Source organism: Lacticaseibacillus boliensis (assembly GCF_054784775.1).
Genome location: NZ_BAAIHN010000016.1, coordinates 1 through 20825, shown reverse-complemented (window position 1 = coordinate 20825; position 20825 = coordinate 1). Strand labels below are relative to the sequence as shown.

Annotated in this window: 19 protein-coding genes and 1 riboswitch; of the genes, 17 read left to right on the top strand and 2 right to left on the bottom strand. The window is 53.3% G+C overall.

The features are described from left to right. Window positions 1–110: 110 nt before the first annotated feature. The 5 genes from acpS (at window position 111) to ACYVRB_RS07975 (ending at window position 3131) form a co-directional block, all read left to right on the top strand. Window positions 111–467: a holo-ACP synthase gene (gene acpS / locus ACYVRB_RS07995; RefSeq protein ID WP_461214632.1), complete on the top strand. Its 357-nt coding sequence runs from the start codon at window positions 111–113 to the stop codon at window positions 465–467. A 2-nt stretch (window positions 468–469) separates the two neighbouring features. After that, window positions 470–1585 (top strand): alanine racemase, encoded by a 1116-nt coding sequence (gene alr / locus ACYVRB_RS07990; RefSeq protein ID WP_461214670.1) that lies wholly within the window; start codon window positions 470–472, stop codon window positions 1583–1585. A gap of 118 nt (window positions 1586–1703) precedes the next feature. Continuing rightward, on the top strand, window positions 1704–1952 hold the full coding sequence (locus ACYVRB_RS07985; RefSeq protein WP_461214631.1) for an antitoxin: 249 nt from the start codon (window positions 1704–1706) through the stop codon (window positions 1950–1952). A 21-nt stretch (window positions 1953–1973) separates the two neighbouring features. Beyond that, complete coding sequence (locus ACYVRB_RS07980; RefSeq protein WP_461214630.1) at window positions 1974–2336, top strand: type II toxin-antitoxin system PemK/MazF family toxin; 363 nt, start codon at window positions 1974–1976, stop codon at window positions 2334–2336. Window positions 2337–2563: 227 nt separating this feature from the next. Beyond that, window positions 2564–2609, top strand: a riboswitch (PreQ1 riboswitch). Window positions 2610–2615: 6 nt separating this feature from the next. Beyond that, on the top strand, window positions 2616–3131 hold the full coding sequence (locus ACYVRB_RS07975; RefSeq protein ID WP_461214629.1) for a QueT transporter family protein: 516 nt from the start codon (window positions 2616–2618) through the stop codon (window positions 3129–3131). Window positions 3132–3194: 63 nt separating this feature from the next. On the opposite strand, the gene cbpA is transcribed toward ACYVRB_RS07975, so the two are convergent. Beyond that, window positions 3195–3863: a cyclic di-AMP binding protein CbpA gene (gene cbpA, locus ACYVRB_RS07970; RefSeq protein WP_461214628.1), complete on the bottom strand. Its 669-nt coding sequence runs from the start codon at window positions 3861–3863 to the stop codon at window positions 3195–3197. 174 nt (window positions 3864–4037) lie between these two features. Next, window positions 4038–5015 carry an L-lactate dehydrogenase gene (locus tag ACYVRB_RS07965; protein ID WP_461214627.1) on the bottom strand — a complete coding sequence of 326 codons (978 nt, stop codon included), beginning with the start codon at window positions 5013–5015 and terminating at the stop codon, window positions 4038–4040. A gap of 386 nt (window positions 5016–5401) precedes the next feature. Between ACYVRB_RS07965 and pth the strand changes: the two genes are divergently transcribed. The 12 genes from pth to lysS all read left to right on the top strand — a co-directional run bounded on the left by pth (window position 5402) and on the right by lysS (window position 20328). Further along, window positions 5402–5959, top strand: coding sequence for an aminoacyl-tRNA hydrolase (gene pth / locus ACYVRB_RS07960; protein WP_461214626.1), 558 nt, complete (start codon window positions 5402–5404; stop codon window positions 5957–5959). A 43-nt stretch (window positions 5960–6002) separates the two neighbouring features. Next, the gene (gene mfd, locus ACYVRB_RS07955) at window positions 6003–9527 is read left to right on the top strand and encodes a transcription-repair coupling factor (protein ID WP_461214625.1); all 3525 of its coding nucleotides are present in this window, start codon (window positions 6003–6005) and stop codon (window positions 9525–9527) included. 2 nt (window positions 9528–9529) lie between these two features. Next, window positions 9530–11107, top strand: a complete 1578-nt coding sequence (locus ACYVRB_RS07950; RefSeq protein ID WP_461214624.1) for a putative polysaccharide biosynthesis protein — start codon at window positions 9530–9532, stop codon at window positions 11105–11107. A gap of 45 nt (window positions 11108–11152) precedes the next feature. Continuing rightward, the gene (locus ACYVRB_RS07945; protein WP_461214623.1) at window positions 11153–11416 is read left to right on the top strand and encodes an RNA-binding S4 domain-containing protein; all 264 of its coding nucleotides are present in this window, start codon (window positions 11153–11155) and stop codon (window positions 11414–11416) included. A gap of 65 nt (window positions 11417–11481) precedes the next feature. After that, a complete protein-coding gene (locus tag ACYVRB_RS07940) occupies window positions 11482–11859 on the top strand; it encodes an FtsB family cell division protein (RefSeq protein ID WP_461214622.1) in 378 nt (125 codons plus the stop codon). 55 nt (window positions 11860–11914) lie between these two features. After that, window positions 11915–12400 carry a S1 domain-containing RNA-binding protein gene (locus ACYVRB_RS07935; protein ID WP_461214621.1) on the top strand — a complete coding sequence of 162 codons (486 nt, stop codon included), beginning with the start codon at window positions 11915–11917 and terminating at the stop codon, window positions 12398–12400. Between the two features lie 258 nt (window positions 12401–12658). Then, a complete protein-coding gene (tilS, locus tag ACYVRB_RS07930; protein ID WP_461214620.1) occupies window positions 12659–13987 on the top strand; it encodes a tRNA lysidine(34) synthetase TilS in 1329 nt (442 codons plus the stop codon). Next, window positions 13977–14525: a hypoxanthine phosphoribosyltransferase gene (gene hpt, locus ACYVRB_RS07925; protein WP_461214619.1), complete on the top strand. Its 549-nt coding sequence runs from the start codon at window positions 13977–13979 to the stop codon at window positions 14523–14525. The genes tilS and hpt overlap by 11 nt, the downstream gene beginning before the upstream one ends. Window positions 14526–14580: 55 nt before the next feature. Beyond that, entirely contained in the window at window positions 14581–16710 is a 2130-nt protein-coding gene (gene ftsH / locus ACYVRB_RS07920; RefSeq protein ID WP_461214618.1) for an ATP-dependent zinc metalloprotease FtsH, read from the top strand. A 149-nt stretch (window positions 16711–16859) separates the two neighbouring features. Continuing rightward, window positions 16860–17753, top strand: coding sequence for an Hsp33 family molecular chaperone HslO (hslO, locus tag ACYVRB_RS07915; protein ID WP_461214617.1), 894 nt, complete (start codon window positions 16860–16862; stop codon window positions 17751–17753). After that, window positions 17753–18769: a tRNA dihydrouridine synthase DusB gene (gene dusB / locus ACYVRB_RS07910; RefSeq protein ID WP_461214616.1), complete on the top strand. Its 1017-nt coding sequence runs from the start codon at window positions 17753–17755 to the stop codon at window positions 18767–18769. The genes hslO and dusB overlap by 1 nt, the downstream gene beginning before the upstream one ends. Before the next feature lie 104 nt (window positions 18770–18873). After that, window positions 18874–20328, top strand: coding sequence for a lysine--tRNA ligase (gene lysS / locus ACYVRB_RS07905; RefSeq protein ID WP_461214669.1), 1455 nt, complete (start codon window positions 18874–18876; stop codon window positions 20326–20328). Window positions 20329–20825 lie beyond the last annotated feature (497 nt).

The following is a 20825-nucleotide window of genomic DNA, read 5'->3' as shown; positions in this document are numbered from 1 at the left end:
GAGCTGCTCACGTTTGCATGATGAGTTTTCACGCGCGACATGCATCTGATGAGGTGTTTTGGGGCTATAATGGTAAAATGTGATTAGGAAACAATACAGGAGGGCGAGCAATGATTTATGGTATTGGCGTGGATCTGACCCAAATCGCGCGCATTGTTGCGGCACAAACTAAAAACGCGCATTTTGCCAGTAAGATCCTGACCACCGCAGAGCTCGCTGCTTTTTCTCAGCTGAGCGGCGTGCACGCGGCGGAATTTCTGGCGGGCCGCTTCTCTCTCAAAGAAGCTTATGCCAAGGCGTATGGGACTGGTCTGGGACCGGTGAACCTGCACGACGTCGAATGTCTCAATGATGACGTCGGCAAACCGGTGATCACCAAGCATCCATACGCAGGCAAGGCGTTCGTTTCGATCTCGCACACTGATGAATTGGTAATGACAGAAGTAATTTTGGAGGTAGCCCCATGACAATGGTGACAGCAACGCTTCGACCGACGAAGATCTTGGTTTCGGAGCAGGCAATCGCCCATAATATTCAACACGCACTCGCACAAGCGGATCCAAAGACGCGTTTGTTTGCGGTTGTAAAAGCAGATGCATACGGCCACGGGCTGTTGCGGGTCGCAAAAGTGGCGGCCAAGGCGGGGGCAAGCGGCTTTTGCGTGGCGGTGTTAGAAGAAGCCTTGGCACTGCGGCAGGCGCACTTCACGCAACCAATCTTGGTATTGGGGATCGTGCCACCGACGCTGGCGCCATTGGCGGCAGTTCAACATATCGCGTTGCCGGCAGGCGATCAGGCATGGCTTGATTCGGCCGAAGCCGCCTTAAGTGCCGCCAACGCGCCAGTTTTACATGTTCACCTGGCAGTCGATTCTGGGATGGGCCGGATCGGCTTCCGCCAGCCGGCAGCCATCAAGGCGGCGGCTGAATATGCCGAGACGGCAGCGCACTTGGCAGTCACCGGGATCTTTACGCATTTTGCCACCGCCGATGAGGCCGACACGACCTATTTCGATGCGCAAAGCGCGAAGTTCAACGCATTGTTGGCGGCGTTGCCAGAACGCCCGCGCTACGTGCATGTGGCCAATTCAGCCACGAGCATGTGGCATCGCGCGACGAATTCTGACATGATCAGATTCGGGATCACGATGTACGGACTGAATCCGTCGGGCCGGGCGCTGGCAGAACCGTATCCACTCGAGCCGGCCATGCAAGTGGTTTCCGCGTTGAGTTTTGTCAAAAAAATCGAAGCCGGTGCGGCGATTTCTTACGGGGCGACTTATCACGCCAGCGAAGCCGAATGGATCGGGACCGTGCCGATGGGTTATGCTGATGGCTGGCAGCGGCGTCTGCAAGGCTTTCACGTGCTAGTTGATGGCCACGTCTGTGAGATCGTCGGGCGCGTCTGCATGGATCAATTCATGATCCGCCTGCCTCACGAATATCCAGCCGGCACGCCGGTGATCCTGGTCGGCACAAGCGGTGATAAAACCATCACGCTGCAAGATGTTGCCGACTATGCGCACACGATCCATTATGAGATCGCCTGCGGGCTGACAGTCCGTGTGCCTCGCGTTTCGATCTAAGTTTGCATCACGTGTGGCTTTGGGTCGGCACGAAGGATCTTTTGTAACATTTTTTCATGTTGTTTTTTCATTCTCCTGTGGTAGGATTATTCTTGAATAAGGCCACGGGAGGTGCGACATGGCACAAGCGGAGTTTCTAACAGTAAGTATGACGGAAGGGCTGCGGGCAAAGCTCGACAGCTATTGCAAGACGTGTGTAATGGATCCGAGTGATGTGATCGATAAGGTTCTGGCAGATTTCTTGGCGAACCGGGAACCAGAAGTTCAAAGCCTGGTGAACGGGTACCGTGAGATGGCGACCTTGAATACCGAAATTTGCCACGAATTTACCGCCTGTGAAAGCGAGGCGTACGATCAGATCCGTTAGACCGTTGTTAGGGGTTGGCCAATGGCTCTGATAATCAAACGCGGTGACATTTTCTTTGCTGACCTTTCACCCGTGGTTGGCTCTGAACAAGGCGGGATGCGTCCAGTCTTGGTCGTTCAAAACAACGTTGGCAACCACTACAGCCCGACGGTGATCGTTGCCGCCATCACCAGCAAGATCGATAAGCCCAAGATGCCGACGCATGTTGGCTTGCGTGCTGGGCGCGATGGCGTACAGCGGGATAGCGTCGTCTTGTTAGAACAGATTCGCACGATCGATAAACAGCGGTTAAGTGATAAAATTGCCGAGCTTGACCGCGCAAAAATGACGGCAGTTGATCGCGCCTTATCAGTATCGATCGGTCTGAAGCCGATTGGAGGCTGAGCCATCAAGCAGTTTTAGCCCATAACACCAGTGCCTCTACTCCACGATTTGCTTTTGAATCGCGGGGCAGAGGCACTGGTGTTTTTCGGTGTTGCTTTGGGGAACGCGACGATGTGATTGATGCCTTGCCCACATTTTTGTTATTAAATCAGTAATAACACCGACAGTTTTAATCTTGTGTGACGTATCCGGTCAATATTAAAATCATCATTTTTCTGGTATACTTAGCACCCGTGGTTCGCAACCCATCCCACGCAAAAAAACTAGGAGGAACAAAATATGCAACAATCTCGTACCAAGACGCTGGTCGTCAGCGCCTTGATCGCGGCCTTATACGTCGTTTTGTCCGTCGTTCCTGGCGTGTTCAACCTCGCCAGCGGCGCGATTCAATTTCGGATTTCTGAAGGGCTCAACCATTTGGTCGTGTTCTCACGCAAGTATGTGTTCGGCGTTGTGCTCGGGGTCATCGTCTTCAACGCGATCTTCAGCGCGATGGGCTGGCTCGACGTCGTCTTCGGTGGTGGCCAAAGCCTGATCGGGTTGGTCATCGTCGCCTGGCTTGCCCCGAAGCTGCCTAACCTGTGGCTGAAGATGGGCTTGAACATCGTGGTCATGACCTTAACGATGTTTTTAATCGCTATCGAGATCGTCTGGACCAGCCATCTTAACATGGGCGTCGCTTTTTGGGGCATTTATGGCAGCCTGATGTTGTCTGAGGCGGTCATCATGGCCGTCACCGCACCGATCATGGCGGGGTTAGACCGGGTCTTACATTTCAAAAAAGTGATCGCTTAAACGCGCAAAAAAGAAGCAGCTACGTCTCTGTGTTTACCAGACGTAGCTGCTTCTTTTTGCGTGTTATTCGTCACTTCTTAAGGGTAATCCCGACTGCAGATCGTCGATTTCGACGACTTCATAGCCTTTGCGTTCCAGCTTGGCGACGACGGTGTTCAGGGTCGTTTCGCTGGTTCCTGCAGGCAAGGTGAACAAGGTACGGCGCAAGGCTTCGTTACCTTTGGCATCGAGCGTGATCGCGCTGGCCAAGTCGGTATACTTGGCTAAGATCTTACTCATCGTGGCCAAGTCACCACGGCCGCTGGGACCGCTGGAAGACGTCACGGTCAACACATAAGACCCGACATCGACGTGCCAAGATTCGCTGAGCATCGCCAATAAGGATGAATGCGTCAAGATACCGTAGAAATTGGCGTTTTCGTCGAGAACGGCGATGTAAGGCAGATCTTTGATGTTGAAAAAGACCTTGAAAAACGGCGCGTTGATCGGGATGGTTTTCGTGGCATTTTTCAGCAAATAGGTCACTGGAAGACTCATGTCACCGCCTTGGGACTTGTGCCGGTAGAGATGCATCTTATAAATATTACCGCGGAAAATCTGCCCGCTTTCATCAAGGATCGGCACGCATCGGAATCCGGAATCCTCTAAAATTTTCAGTGCGTCCGACAAGGTGACAGTCTCTTTCACGGTCGTCAGGAATTCCTTCTTGAGTACCAGGGACTTAATTAGCATGTTTAACCTCCATGATCGATTCAAAGCCATGAGGAGCATACGGCCTAAAATGAAAATATTCTAATGATAATCATACCACACCATTGCTGGGACACAAGCAAGACGCAACAGGCTTGACGAGCGCAAAAAAAACACCATCCGGATTGGATGGTGTTTTTGATAACGCTTGGCGAATTACTGACGAGTTTCGATGTCAGCTTCAGCAAAAGCGTTGTTGATGATTTCCTTGAGCTGCTTAGCAGACTTGTCCATGGATTCTTGTTCATGGTCGGTCAGCGGGATTTCAAGGATGTTTTGGATCCCGTTACGGTTGATCACGGCAGGGCTACCGATGTAGATGTCGTTTTGACCGTATTGGCCTTCCATGTAAACGGACAGCGGCAGAACCGCATTTTCGTCACTGAGGATGGCCTTGGAGATCCGTGCCAAGGCAGTTGCGATCCCGTAGAAGGTCGCACCCTTGAGCTTGATGATTTCGTAAGCGGCGTCACGAACGTCTTCGAACATGTCAACCAGCTTGGATTCATCGATTTCTGGATGTGACTTAACCCATTCAGAGATCTTGATACCACCGATGTTAGCGTGGCTCCATACAGGGAATTCGGTATCACCGTGTTCGCCCATGATGTAAGCATGGACGGAACGAGCGTCAACGCCGACCATCTCAGCGATGGATTGACGGAAACGAGCGGTATCCAAGGAAGTACCGGAACCAACGACGCGGTTCTTAGGGAAGCCGGAAAGCTTCCAAGTTGCGTAGGTCAAAATGTCAACTGGGTTAGCAGCAACCAAGAAGATCCCGTTGAAACCAGATTCAACGATCGGGTCAACGATGGACTTCAAAATCTTGAGGTTCTTGTTAACAAGGTCGAGACGGGTTTCGCCTGGCTTCTGCGGTGCGCCGGCGGTGATGACAACAAGGTCAGCATCTTTGGCGTCACTGTATTCAGCGGAGTAGATCGTCTTAGGACTTGTGAATGGAAGCGCGTTGCTTAAATCGATCGCGTCACCCTTCGTCTTGTCCTTAAAAATATCAACAATCCCGATTTCTTGAGCGATGCCTTGCAAAACCATTGCGTAGGCGTAACTGGAACCAACGGCGCCATCACCAACAAGAATTACTTTTTGGTGATCTGTTTGAGCGTTTGCCACGGTGATATCATCCTTTCTTATTTGCAATCATGCAATTCGTTGTTAGTATAGCACAATTATTCTTGTGTGCGCGACTTTTCACCAGATTTTTTCATTTCTAATATGAATCTTACAATTCAGCCGAGACTAGTAATATCGGGCTTTTGTGAATGTTGAAGGAAGCTGTGATATCACCGAGTAATCGATTTCATGCACTTGTTTTCACAAAGAATGGATGCCCTTTCATAACTGTACCATCATCAATGGGCAAACTGTTGCGCTACCGGCTTCGCATCAGCCTTTGTGGTATAATGTGCAGGAAATGTCGGGAAAGCTTGCTTTCCGACCATTTTTTGCGTCAGCACATTTTTTAATTATTAACTCATAACTAATATGGAGGCTTTTTTTTGAAAATGATCGTTGGCCTGGGAAATCCAGGGACCAAATACGCCAAGACGAAACACAACATTGGCTTTATGACTATCGATGCGTTGGCAGACCGGCTCGATATCGCCTTAACGAAGCACGAGTTTGATGCCTTGACCGGCACCGGCATGGTCGATGGTGAAAAGGTGATGTTGGTCAAGCCGCTTACCTATATGAATGATTCCGGACGGGCGGTCGGTCAGCTCAAGGCCTTCTACCGCTTTGAACAAGATGAGATCATGATCATCCAAGACGACATGGACATGACGATGGGGCGTCTGCGCTTGCGGCCAAAAGGCTCAGCCGGCGGCCACAACGGGATCAAATCGATCATCAGCGTGTTAGGCACCGCAGAGTTTCAGCGGGCAAAGATCGGCATCCAACATCCCGCCAAGCAGAAGGTGGTCGATTGGGTGTTGACGCCGTTTAAAGGCGACGATGCGATCGCCATCGCCGCTGGGATCGATAAGGTCCAAGACGCGTTGGTCGACTGGATCCACGGGATGCCATTTGGGCAACTGATGAATAAGTACAATTAATTGGCGACGTTTCGCCAGAAAATCTCAACACGGAGGTGAACCCATGGATCTTATCGATCTTTTTGGTCAAGAACAAGCGGTCAGTGATTTATGGCCCCAGCTCAACGCCGGCCGGCATCTGGTCACCGGGCTTAACGGCAGTGCCAAAACGCTATTTTTGGCGACGGCTTTGCGCCGCTTGAAGCGCCAGCTCGTGGTGATCGAAGACGACCGCTACCACACGGAAGAACTCGTCGCCGATCTTGTCGATCTCCTCGGCGAAGAGCGCGTCTGGACGTTTCCGGTTGAAGACGTGTTGGCCGCGGAAGTGGCGGTGTCATCTCCTGACACGAAAAACACCCGAATCAACACCTTGAACTGGCTGGCAACCGAGCAGCCGGGTGTTGTTGTGACCAGCCTTGCCGGCTATAAGCGGTTATTGCCGCCGAAGTCTGTATGGACGCAGGCGACCATTCATCTGGATATGGATTCAGAGGTGGATCTGGCGGCGTTGTCTCAGCAATTGATCGACGCCGGTTATCAGCGGGACAGCCTGGTCGGGGTGCCTGGGCAGTTTGCGGTGCGTGGGGGCATCGTCGATATCTATCCGCTCAATGCAGACGACCCCGTGCGGATCGAGCTTTTTGACACCGAGGTGGATTCCATTCGGCGGTTTGACATGCGTACTCAGCGCAGTATCCGGCAGCTCAACGCCGTCGACATCGCCCCGGCGACCGACTTGATCGCTAGCAAAGCGGTGCTCCAGGCGGCCGGCGAACGGTTAGCTGAACAAGCGACCAAGGCCAAGGCGGCGGCCAAATCTAAAGTCACCAAGCAGGCACTGACCGACGGCATCTTGGCCGTTGCAGAAGCGCTGAAGGCCGGCGAGAAGGTCGATCAGCTTGCCTTATATATGCCTGCGCTGTATCCAGACGCACAACGGTTGATCGATTACGCGCAAAAAGACGCGGTCGTCGTGTTTGACGATTATTCGCGGTTGATGGATAGCGACGTCAGCTTGGTCCAAGAAACCCAAGATTGGTACGCCGGTTTGCAAGAAGGTGGGCGCCTGCTGGCCGGCCAGCCTAACTTGACCGTGCAAGAAGCCGATCGTCAAGATCACCACGCCCATTTGTATCTCAGCCTTTTTCAAAAAGGGCTCGGCAATTTGCGACTACAATCGCTGACCAACGTTGTCAGCCGTAACATTCAGCAGTTTTTCAGTCAAATGCCACTGTTAAAAACCGAAGCCGATCGCTGGCGCAAACAGAAAATGACGGTGGTTTACTTGATCCCCGAACAGGCGCGCTTGGAAAAGCTCGCCGGTAATTTGCGTGATTTTGAAATCGACACGGTGATCTCAGCGCCCGATGCTTTGTTAGCCCAGACGCAACAGTTAGTCACCGGTAATTTGCAAAACGGCTTCGAACTGCCGGATCTGCACCTGGTGGTGGTCACCGCCCATGAGCTGTTTAACACCAAGACCAAACGCAAAGCGCGGCACCAGACACTCGCCAACGCAGAACGCCTGCGGTCGTATACCGAGCTGTCCCCAGGCGATTATGTCGTCCACGTCAACCACGGGATCGGCCAATACGTCGGCTTAGAGACGCTGGAAGTCGATGGCGTGCACAAAGACTACATCACGATCTTGTACCAAAAAGGCGACAAGCTGTTCATCCCGGTGAGCCAGCTGAACCTCGTGCAAAAATATGTCGCCGCCGATGGTAAAAAGCCCAAGATCAATAAGCTGGGCGGGGCGGAGTGGCAGAAAACCAAGCGCCGCGTGGCTGCCAAGATCGAAGATATCGCAGACGATCTGATCAAGCTTTACGCGGATCGCGAAGCAGAGCCTGGGTTTGCCTTTTCGCCAGACGATGATTTGCAACAGCAGTTCGAAGCCGAATTTGCCTACCCGGAAACTGCGGATCAACTGCGCTCGATCAAAGAGATCAAACAAGACATGGAAAAGCCGCGGCCGATGGATCGCCTGTTGGTCGGCGACGTCGGCTTTGGGAAGACCGAAGTGGCGCTGCGAGCCGCGTTCAAAGCCGTTGAAAATAACAAGCAAGTCGCGCTGCTGGTGCCGACGACGATTTTGGCGCAGCAGCACTATGACACGATGGTCGATCGCTTCAGCGACTTCCCGGTCAACATCGGGATGCTGTCACGGTTCCGTTCGCAGGCGCAGATCAAAGCCACGCTGAAAGGCTTGGCCGCAGGTGACGTCGATATCGTGGTAGGCACGCATCGGCTCTTGTCCAAAGACGTGAAGTATCACGACCTGGGCCTTTTGATCGTCGATGAAGAGCAACGCTTCGGGGTCAAGCACAAGGAACGGTTGAAGTCGTTGCGTGAAAACGTCGACGTCTTAACGCTGACGGCGACGCCGATTCCGCGGACGCTGAACATGTCGATGCTTGGCGTGCGGGACCTGTCTGTGATCGAGACGCCACCGACTAACCGCTATCCGATCCAGACGTTTGTCATGGAACAAAACGGCGGTACGATCAGAAGCGCGATTCAGCGCGAACTCGAACGCGGCGGGCAGGTGTTTTATCTGCACAATCGCGTCGAAGACATCGAGCGCACCGTCGCCGAGCTCGAAGCACTGGTGCCGGAAGCCACGGTGGCCTATGCGCATGGGCAGATGACCGAAACCCAACTGGAAAACGTGATCTATGACTTTTTGCATGGCGCCTATGACGTCTTGGTGACCACGACCATCATCGAAACCGGCGTCGACATGCCCAACGTCAACACGCTGATCATCGAACATGCAGACCACTACGGCTTGTCACAGCTGTATCAGCTACGTGGGCGGATCGGACGGTCCAGCCGGGTGGCTTATGCCTACTTCATGTACCAACCGGACAAGGTGTTGTCTGAAGAAGCGGAAAAGCGGCTCCAGGCGATCCGCGACTTCACCGAGCTGGGCTCGGGATTCAAGATCGCGATGCGTGATCTAGCGATCCGTGGCGCCGGGAACCTGCTGGGGTCTCAGCAACACGGCTTCATCGATTCCGTCGGCTACGATCTGTACACGCAGATGCTTAACGAAGCCGTCGCGGCCAAACGCGGCAACGCCGCGCCTAAAAAGCTCGACACGGAAGTCGATCTGGACCTGGAAGCTTATCTGCCAGACAGCTATGTCAGCGATTCGCGCCAAAAGATCGAACTCTACAAGCGTCTGCGCGAATCAAACACCGAAGCTCAGCTCAATGAGATCGAAGGCGACTTGGTCGATCGCTTCGGCGATTACCCAGAGCCGGTGGTGAACCTGTTGGCCGTCACAAATCTCAAGCGCTATGCCGATGCTGCATTGGTCGAGCGGATCACGCAAAACGCGCAGACGCTCGTGGTGACCTTGTCGCCGCAAACGAGTGCCAAAGTCGAAGGCGTCGCGATTTTCAAGGTGTTACAAGCCACTACGTTGAAAGCACGGGTGGCCCAAGACAAAGCGAAGATGAAGGTCAGCCTAGTGATTCCTAAAACCATGGCGACCAAAGACTGGCTGCACGAGCTGGAAGCTTTCCTTGAGGCGCTCGCCCACCTGGTGGCGCCAGACAGCGAAACGGTTGAGGTTTAAACATGCAAAATCCCCAGATGAGGCGATTGCTAAAAGGGGCCTGGACGCTGAGTCTGGCCGCCTTGATTGCGAAGATCTTAAGCGCCGTGTACCGGGTGCCTTTCCAGAATTTGGTGGGCAACACTGGTTTTTATGTTTATCAGCAGATCTATCCGCTGTATGGGATCGGGATGACGTTTGCCCTGTCTGGTTTCCCTGTCTTTATCTCAAAGTTGGTCGCTGAAGCACGCGAAGCCAAGGCGCAGGCGGCCGTGACGCACCAGGCATTGGTGTTGTTGACTTGGTTATCGCTGGCGATGTTCATTGGGCTGTATGCCTGTGCCGGGTGGCTGGCACAGGCGATGGCCGATCCGGATCTGGCCAGTTTGATCCGAATGGTGGCGTTCATGTTCTTGACGATGCCGCTGTTGGCGACTGGGCGTGGGTATTTTCAAGGGACGTTTGACATGAGCAAAACGGCGGTCAGCCAGGTCGTCGAACAGGTGATCCGGGTGGCCGTGATCTTGATCGCTGCGGCAGTGGCGGTCCAGCACCACTGGAGTCCTTATCAAATGGGGACCGTGGCGATGAGCGGGGCGTTTTTTGGGGGCTTGGCCGCGGTCGCAACGCTGTGGCCGGCTTACCGGCGGGTCTTTGCCAAACGCCGGTTCGCCTGGCCGGGGCTGGCGACTTACCAGCGTTTGTTGCGCCGCTTCGTTCGTGAAGGTGGTTCGATCGCGTTGTTTGCGGCGATGCTGATTGTCTTGCAGCTAGTCGATTCTTTCACCGTGACCCGCGGGTTAACGGCCAGCGGTGTCAGCATTGCAGCAGCGAAGAACCTTAAAGGGATCTATGATCGCGGCCAGCCGCTGGTACAGCTGGGGCTGGTGGTGGCAACGTCGCTTTCCGCGACGCTGTTGCCGAGCTTGACGACCGCCTATGCCACCAAACGGCTGCGACGGTTTGACCAAACCGCCGCGCAACTGATCCGCTTCAACCTTGCCTTGTCGCTGGCGGCGACGGCAGGGCTGGCGATGTTGATGCCGGCGGTCAACTGGTTGCTTTTTGGGGATACGGCAGGGCAAGCGGCGCTGGCAACTTATGTCGTCGCCATCTTGCTTGTCGCCATGATCAACGCCTATAACGCGATTTTACAAAGCCTCAACCGCTATCGTGGGACGACGCGCACCTTGTTTATCGGGTTTGTTGTCAAGATTGCGATCAATCAATGGTTGGTCTTTCGCCTCGGCACGTTGGGGGCCAGTGTCGCGACGCTGATCGCGTTAGGGGTAATCATGATTTTGCTGGCGATTCAGGTGCCCAGGTCGATCCACCAGTCGGCAAACAACGACCATTTCGTTGCCAAGCTGATCGCGATCACCGCGGTGATGGTCGGCGGTGTCTGGCTATTGATGCAGCTTTTACCGTTTGCCAGTCGTTGGGAAGCAATCGTGCAGGCGGTAGCCGGCGTCATCTTAGGCGTGGTGATCTTCATTGCCGGTGCCACCGGCAGTCGGTTGTTTACCGCGCGGGAAGTGTTGTCCTTGCCACTTGGGCGTCGCTTCCTTAAAATGATGAGTGGGTACCGTCACAACCACTGATAACGATACCAAGGCACTTACACGCAGAATTGAAGGAGAACATGGATGCGATTAGATAAGTTTTTGAAGGTTTCTCGGATCATCAAGCGCCGTACCGTGGCCAAAGAAATCGCGGATAAAGGGCGAATCACCATCAACGACAAGCCGGCGAAATCCAGTAGCGATGTGGCGGTCGGAGATGTTTTGGTCATCGTGTTTGGCAACAAGACCCTGACGGTGAAAGTCGATGCCTTGGTGGAATCCACCAAGAAAGAGGATGCTGGTCCGATGTATAGCGTCGTGAGCGAAACCTACAAAGAAAGTTACTAAATAGTAACGTACGGGCACCCGGATGCTTTGGTATACTAAGGCTAGTGAATAAGGGAGGTTGCGTGATGGAACGGTCAAAGCTTAAGTTAGTGTCGCAGGCGACGCCGCGCGCGACCAAGCCGAAGATGAGCCGGCTACACAAAAAACGGCTGATCTGGCTGATCAGTCTGTTCATGATCATCTTGGCCTTAGGTGGTTGGCAACTCTACCGCGTCCATTCGCAGATCACCACCAGCCAGGTGGCGGTCAAAAAGGCGCAGTCGGAATTGCATCACGTTAAGGCAAAGAAATCAGATCTGAAAGTGCAAGTCGATCAGCTGCGCAACTCCGATTATCTTGCGAAGCTGGTACGCCAAAAGTATATGGTGTCTAAATCGGGTGAGGTGATCTTCGAGTTACCCGGTACCGCGGGCCAACTCGATACGCTTCAAGGGACGAACTAACCGAAACGATATGTTATACTAAGAGACACAAAATATACGGAGGACTATTTTTTATATGGCAGTAGAAGTTGGCGCAAAGGTTTCTGGCAAGGTCACAGGGATCACGAATTTCGGCGCCTTTGTTGATCTGGGAGAAGGCAAGACCGGCTTAGTGCATATCAGCGAGATCTCTGACAGCTATGTCAAAGATATTCATGATGTGCTGAGCGTCGGGGATGCGGTGACAGTCTTGGTCATGCAGATCAAAGACGGTAAGATCGGCTTATCGATTCGCAAGGCAGTCGATAAGCCGCAAGGACAAGAAGAGCATCAGCACAATCATGCTCCCCACGCACCACACGGGGGTGCCACTTCTCAGCCACATTTCCAAAAAGGCCCGCACCAAAGTCATGGTGCTCCGCGCCGGGCAAGCAAAGAGGCCCCAAAGAGCGATTTTGACTCGATGATGTCAGGGTTCTTGAAAGAAAGTGAAGATCGCCTGAGCAGTCTTCGTCGTAACACCGAAGGCAAGCGCGGCGGTCGCGGCGGTCGCCGTAGTTAATGCATTGCGGGCTGAGGAAAGCCCGAAGTTCAAGCGTCTCTGGTGCATGCCTGTTCACGGCGTGCGCAAGAGACGCTTTTTGCGTGTTGCCAATTGCCACTGTGCTGGCCGGAAGCGGCGTGAGAGCTGCTTGGTAAAAATTGGTCAAAAACTTGTGACGCGACGTCGCAATTCAGCCTTAAGTCCCACGTCAGCTTCTTGAGTGAGTGGTAAGGTGAATGCACAAGTGATTTAAACCTATTGGAGAAGGGAGATAACATGTTAACGGGTACCCAATTGCTTGCGCCATATGGATTAGCGCCGACCGACAAGTTGGTGGTCGCGGTATCTGGTGGTGTTGATTCGATGGTGTTGCTGACGTTGTTGGCCGCTTGTGAACAGCCGGTGATCGCGGCTCATTTTAACCATCAGCTCCGCTCAGAAAGTCCCGCAGAAGCACAGATGGTGCGAGATTATGCCGCGAGCTTGAAGGTGCCGTTTGTTCAAGGTCAATGGCCGCAGACAATGCATCCGCATAGCGGCATTGAAGCCGCGGCCAGAAGTGCCCGGTATCGGTTCTTGCTGGTGACCGCAGCTAAAGCCGGGGCGCAGTATCTGGTGGTTGCCCACCATGCAGACGATCAGCTGGAGACGATCTTGTTGCAACTCGCACGGTCGGGCAACGTCATGAAGATGGCAGGGATGCCGGCTGTTAGGTCGATGCAAGGGGTGAGCGTGTTGCGCCCGCTATTGGGGGTGGCTAAGGCGGATCTGTATGCCTATGCCAAAGCCCAAGACGTTCCGTATGCCGAAGACGCGACGAACGCTTCGGTGGTCTTGCGACGCAACCGGATCCGCCACCGGGTGGTTCCTGAGCTGAAACAAGTCAATCCTGCGATTTTGGCACATACTGAACGCTTTTCCGCGGCATTGCGCGGCGTGTTGGCCTTGGCCGAGCCGCAACTGGCGAAGCTGGCTGCCGCTTGTGTGACCGACCACCACGCAGATTGGGCACCTTGTCTCGACCAGCCGCCGGAAGTGCAGCGGCTGGTGCTGGAGCGAGTCCTACAAGACTGGCAGGTCCGGGCCGCACCGGAAAGCGTCACGCAGGTGCTGGTAGCGTTGATCGCAGGCGTCGGCAACAAGACATTCGCGGTCCACGGCCACCAGCTGATGGTGAGCTACCACGGCTTGCAGCTTGATCCGGTGGCCCCAAAGCCGTTAGCACCGCTCACGCTGACTTGCGATGATACGTGGCATCAACTCGATGCCACGCGGCAGGCAGGCTTATTCCATCAGGTGCCCCAAGCGGCCAGTGGCTGGGCGTTCGTCCCTGTAACGACGCTGACGTTGCGGACACGTTTGCCAGGCGATGAGGTCTGTTTTCCAGACGGCCGCAGACGCGCTTTACGGCGGCTGTTGATCGATCACAAAGTCCCACAGACGCAACGCGCGCAAACGCTGGTTGCGGCGACGCCAGACGCATGCGTCTGGGTTGCTGGAGATGCCTGGGTGGAATTGTTTCAGCGCCAGCAAACTGATATAATTCAACCTGTACTGGCATTTCGAACAACGGTAGATGATAGTGAGGATAATAATGGAAAATGACATCTTAAAAGTCTTGTACTCCCAAGACGATATTCATGACATCACGACCCGTTTAGCGGCTGAGATTCGGCGCGATTATGCAGGTAAGAACCCGTTAGTCATCTGCATTTTAAAAGGGGCGATCATGTTCATGACAGATCTGGTCCGGGAAGTAGATGATTATCTGGAAATCGACTTTATGGATGTTTCCAGTTACGGTAACGCGACGGAGTCCAGCGGAGAGGTCAAGATCTTAAAGGACCTCGATACCTCAGTTGCGCATCGCGACGTGTTGATTGTCGAAGACATCGTCGATACAGGGCGCACCTTGCATTATCTCAGCGAGATCTTTAAGACTCGCCAGGCGAACTCGATTAAGATCTGCACGCTGATGGACAAACCAGAACGCCGGGTGGCCGATGTTCACGCTGACTATGTTGGCACCACTGTACCAAATGAATTTGTGGTTGGTTATGGCTTGGATTATGCCGAGCGTTATCGTAATTTACCTTATATCGGGGTATTAAAACCTGAAGTTTATACCCCATCAGCGGACTGATGTAGTATGATGACTACTAAGCACGCGTTGAACCTATTGTCGCTGGAGGTTATGTATGAATAAAAAACCAAACGGGCTATTTAGCAGCACGTTGACCTATGTCATCTTGTTCGTGTTGCTAGTGACCGGCTTTGCTTATTACTTACGTGATAGTGGCGGGTCCACTACCCAAGAGTTGCAAACAAGCCAGTTCATCAGCCAACTCAAGAACAATGAAGTGAAATCCTTTGAGATTCAGCCTTCTGGTGGCGTCTACAAGGTTACTGGGGAATATCGCAAGGCCCAAAAAGCGACGAGTGATTCCGCCAATAGTAATAGCTTTTTGAGCCAAGCACCATCTAAGACCAAGAAATTCTCTGCTTATGTGCCATCTAATGACGCAACGATTTCGACAATCACCAAGGCCGCCGAGAAAAATTCGGTAAAGTCGAACACCTTGAGTGAATCGCAATCGGGAACTTGGATCTCGTTGTTACTGACAATCGTGCCGATGGTCGTCATCATGGTCTTCTTCTATATGATGATGAACCAAGCCGGCCAAGGCGGTGGCAACGGCAGAGTGATGAACTTTGGCAAGTCCAAAGCCAAGCCTGCGGATAAGAAGACGAACAAGGTCCGCTTTGCGGATGTTGCTGGGGCCGAAGAGGAAAAGCAAGAACTCGTCGAAGTGGTTGAGTTCTTGAAAGATCCGCGGAAGTTCTCCGGTTTAGGGGCACGAATCCCAGCCGGGGTGCTTCTCGAGGGGCCTCCTGGTACTGGTAAAACGTTGCTGGCCAAGGCGGTTGCCGGTGAAGCCGGGGTGCCGTTCTTCTCGATTTCTGGGTCAGACTTCGTTGAAATGTTCGTCGGGGTCGGGGCAAGTCGTGTCCGTGACTTGTTCGATCAGGCGAAAAAGAACGCCCCTGCGATCATCTTTATCGATGAAATCGATGCGGTTGGTCGTCAGCGTGGTAGCGGCATGGGCGGCGGCCATGATGAACGTGAACAGACCCTCAACCAGTTGCTGGTTGAAATGGATGGGTTCACGGGCAATGAAGGCGTCATCGTCATGGCGGCCACCAACCGTTCTGACGTCTTGGATCCGGCGCTGTTGCGGCCTGGCCGTTTTGACCGGAAGATCTTGGTCGGCCGGCCTGACGTCAAAGGGCGTGAAGCGATCCTCAAGGTTCACGCGAAGAACAAGCCTTTGGCAGACGACGTTGACCTTAAGGAACTTGCCAAAACGACGCCTGGTTTTGTCGGGGCGGATCTAGAGAACCTGCTGAACGAAGCGGCCTTAGTTGCCGCCCGTCGGTCAAAGACGAAGATCGATGCCACTGATATCGATGAAGCCGAAGATCGTGTGATCGCCGGACCTGCCAAGAAAGACCGGATCATTTCGCCGAAAGAGCGCGAGATCGTGGCCTATCATGAAGCTGGGCACGCGATCATCGGCCTGGTGCTTTCGGATTCTCGAGTCGTGCGTAAAGTTACCATCATCCCTCGCGGCCGTGCAGGCGGCTATGCGATCACCTTACCTAAGGAAGATCAGTTCATGCTGACCAAAAAGGACATGATGGAACAGCTGACCGGGTTGATGGGTGGCCGGACCGCTGAAGAGATCATCTTCAACGTGATCGCCACTGGTGCGTCTAACGACTTCGAACAAGCCACACAGATGGCGCGGTCGATGGTCACCCAGTACGGGATGTCAGAACGTCTTGGCACCGTCGCGCTGGAAGGTCAGTCAGCAATGAACGCGTATGGTCAAGTCATGTATTCGCCTGAAACCGCAGCGGCGATCGATGAAGAAGTACGTAACATCATCGATGAAGCCCATCGCCGGGCACACGACATTATTGAAGCCCATCGCGAGCAGCACAAGGCGATCGCATTGGCCTTACTCGAACATGAAACCCTGAACGAAAAGGAAATCTTAGCGATTTTCAAGACAGGGAAGATGCCAGAGAAGACGGATCAGTTCCCATCTGAAAAAGCAGCGACCTTCGAAGAATCCAAGAAGGCTGTTGAACAAAAAGATGCCGAAAAGCAAGAATCTGAAGCCAAGGGAAATCTTGATGATCCTGATGCCCCACTGGCACGGATCAAGCCAGATGAACCTGATACACCTGCCAAGCCTGACGATAAGCCTGATACCAAGTCAGACGATGATTCAGATCAGGATAAACCAGACGATCAGGACTGATTCTGAAGATAAGGAGCACCAACCCGCCACGGGTGGTGCTTTTTTTCTTGCGACAAGGGTCTTTTGCGCAAAGTGCGGGTTTCTGGTATTATATTTGCGTTTACGTCAGCGTGAGAAGCGCCTGAAGACAAAAGGGAGAACAATAAATAATGGCAGATGAAATCATAACGGGAATCAGTGCGGATGGCATGTTTCGGGTGTTTGCTGTCGATGCAACGGCGACGGTGCAAGAAGCCCATACCCGCCACGACACATGGAGTGCTGCCAGTGCCGCACTGGGGCGAACACTGATTGCAACGAGCCTGTTGAGCGCAGCGGGTCTGAAGAACCAAGATGACCTTTTGACGGTACGGATCAAAGGCGATGGCCCAGTGGGCGCGATCGTGACCGACGGGACGGCTGATGCGACCGTGCGCGGGTATATCCAAGAACCGCATGTCAATTTGCCGCTGAATCTTGTCGGTAAGATCGACGTCGCCCGCGCGGTGGGCACCAAAGGCCTGCTCGTGGTGACCAAGTCTTTGGACGGCGCGGAACCATTCTCCGGGCAGGTGCCTTTGGTTTCAGGGGAGCTGGGAGAGGATTTTGCGTATTACTTGGCGCAATCAGAACAGATCCCGGCAGCCATCGGCTTGTCGGTGTATGTCAACGCAGACAACAGCATTGGTCATGCCGGCGGCTTCATGGTGCAGGCACTGCCGGGGGCAAGCGATGATGCTTTGGCCAAGCTAGAAACGAACGTCAAGACGCTACCGTTGGTTTCTGAGATGCTCAAGTCTGGCATGGACGCCACCGCGATCGCAACGCGGGTATTGGGCATGGGCGATCCCGGCTTGAAGGTTTTGAGTAGCAAGCCGCTGGCGTTTGCCTGTACCTGCTCGAAAGCCCACTTCGCCAACATCATCGCCACGTTGGCGAGAAAAGACGTCCAAGCGATGATCGATAACGATCATGGCGCCGAGGCCGTCTGCAAGTTTTGTGGGGCCAAGTATCACTACACAGAAAAAGAATTGATCGCCTTGCGCGATCGGGAGGAAGATTAATGGCAACGACACAAGAATGGCAAATCGGGAATGTCACCATTCCCAACCGTATCGTCGTGGCGCCGATGGCAGGCATCACGAACGCGAGTTTTCGCGTCACCGCCAAGGAATTCGGTGCCGGCTTAGTGGTTTGTGAGATGATCTCCGATCGCGGCATCATGTATGGTAACAAGAAGACGTTGAGAATGATGTTTGTCGATCCGCGCGAGCATCCGGTATCGATCCAGATTTTTGGCGGCACCAAAGAGACCTTGGTGAACGCGGCGAAGTTTGTCGCTGAAAATACCGCGGCAGACATCATCGATATCAACATGGGCTGCCCTGTACCTAAGGTCACCAAAACTGATGCCGGCGCACACTGGCTGTTGGATCCCAACAAGGTTTATGAAATGGTGGCGGCGGTGGTCGATGCCGTCGACAAGCCGGTCACCGTTAAGATGCGGACGGGCTGGGATGAAGACCATGTCTACGCCATCGAAAACGCCTTGGCTGCCCAGCGTGCCGGCGCCTCTGCCTTGGCGATGCACGGGCGGACCCGCAAGCAAGGCTATTCTGGCCACGCCGATTGGGATATCCTCAAGCAGGTTGCGTCTGAATTGACGATCCCGTTCATGGGTAACGGGGATGTGCGCACGCCCCAAGACGCCAAGCGGATGCTGACGGAAGTCGGTGCTGACGCGGTCATGATCGGTCGCGGGGTGCTGGGCAATCCTTGGCTCTTGACGCAGGTCGAAGCTTATCTGCGCACTGGTGAGTTGATCGACGAGCCGACGCCGCGTGAGAAAGTCGAAACCGCGAAGCTCCAACTGCATCGCTTAGTGGAACTCAAGGGAGAAAAAGTGGCCGTGCCGGAATTTCGGCAACTGGCGGCTTACTATCTCAAAGGTATCCCGCGTTCCGCACGCACGAAAAATGCAGTCAACTCGGTCGACACCGAACAGGAGGTCGATGACATCTTCGACCGCTTTGTGGAAGAAACTGAGGCCCGAATCGCTGCAGCACATGCACGGGCGTAATTCCCGATTGCATTTTGCTGAAAATAAGGGCACACTCAAATTGGATATTATGAATGGAGGATTAATCGGTGGCAAATGAACAGCAACCAGAACTGAACGATCAGATGCGCGCACGGCGCGAGAAGATGGACGCCTTGCGTGAAGCGGGGATCGACCCATTCGGTCATCGCTTTGAGCGGACGCACTCTGCCGCGCAATTGCACGCTCAGTTTGATGATATGGATCACGACGCGGTATTGGCGGATGAAACCGAAGTGAAGATCGCCGGGCGGATGATGTCCAAGCGGGGCAAAGGGAAAGTCGGTTTTGCCGACATCCGTGACCGTTCGGGTAAGATCCAGCTTTATGTCCGCAAAGACGTTGTCGGCGATGAGAACTACCAGATCTTCAAGAAAGCTGATCTTGGGGACTTCTTAGGGATCCAAGGCGACATGATGAAGACGAATGCAGGCGAACTAACGGTGCGGGTCAACCACGTCACCCATCTTGCCAAGGCTTTGCGCCCGTTGCCGGACAAATATCACGGCTTGACCAATGTGGAGCAGATCTATCGTCAGCGTTATCTCGACTTGATCGCCAACCCAGAATCTTTTGATCGCTTCACCAAGCGTTCCAAGATCGTCAGTGCGGTGCGGGAGTACCTTGATAAGAACGAGTTCCTCGAAGTGGAGACGCCTGTCTTGCATAACCAAGCCGGTGGTGCTTCTGCGCGCCCGTTCATTACTCACCACAATGCTTTAAACATCGACTTGTATCTGCGGATCGCGCTTGAGCTGCACCTCAAGCGTTTGATCGTCGGTGGCATGGAACGTGTCTATGAGATCGGACGGGTATTCCGTAACGAAGGGATCGATACGAAGCACAACCCTGAGTTCACGATGCTGGAAACTTATGCGGCCTATTGGGACCTGACAGACGTTATGGATGAAACCGAAGGCATTTTCCGTTATGCTGCGCAGAAGGTCCTTGGTACCGGAAAGATCACCTATCAAGGTCAAGACCTCGATTTAGACCAGCCGTTTGCACGGGTGCACATGGTCGATGCCATCAAAGAAAAAACCGGCGTTGATTTTTGGCAACCGATGACGACCGAAGAGGCACGTAAGGTTGCAGATGAACACCATGTCCATTACGAACCTTACTGGCAGACTGGCCACATCATTAACGCGTTCTTTGAAGAATTCGTTGAAAAGACACTTGTCCAGCCGACGTTCCTATATGGACATCCAATCGAGATCTCACCGTTGGCCAAGAAGAGCCAAAAGGATCCGCGCTTTGTCGACCGTTTCGAACTGTTCATGCACGGTAATGAATATGCAAACGCCTTTACCGAATTGAACGACCCGATCGATCAACGGCAACGGTTCGAAGCCCAGGCAGCTGAAAAGACTGCCGGTAACGATGAAGCCCAAGGGATTGATGAAGATTACATCGAAGCACTCGAATATGGGATGCCGCCAACAGGTGGTCTTGGGATCGGGATCGATCGGTTAGTGATGTTGCTGACCGACGCGCCATCGATTCGCGATGTGCTCCTTTTCCCAACATTGCGGCCATAATGTTTTTAGATTAGGTCAATAAAAAAGCGTTGTTTGCGTCGTGCCCGCCGAAGGCACCATGCAAAGACGCTTTTTTTCATGCAGTGAATATGCAACTTTTGAATTGAAGGTCCGTGCGTGCTGCTATTTTTACCGAATGACACGCACCGATTGTTGTGCGATTGTCACTCAAACCCATACAATGCTATCGTGTCGAAAAATCAGTGTTCGCATTTTTGAAAAAGTTTCAAAAAACGTTGACGTGATGCGGTTTGCCTGATAATATAAAGAACGTCGTTGAGGCGATGAGGTGCTTCACGGCGCCGAAGATATTAAAACTTTTGATTGACAATTGGTTAATCAAATGATAAGATATCTAAGTTGTCTTTTGGACAAGGTAGTCCTTTGAAAACTGAACAAAGTTTCGTAAATGTGATAGGGCTTTTCTTAAATGAAAAGAATTAAACATGAGCGAAGTCAATTTCGCTAGTAAATCTCGGATCTAAGGTTTCGGCCTT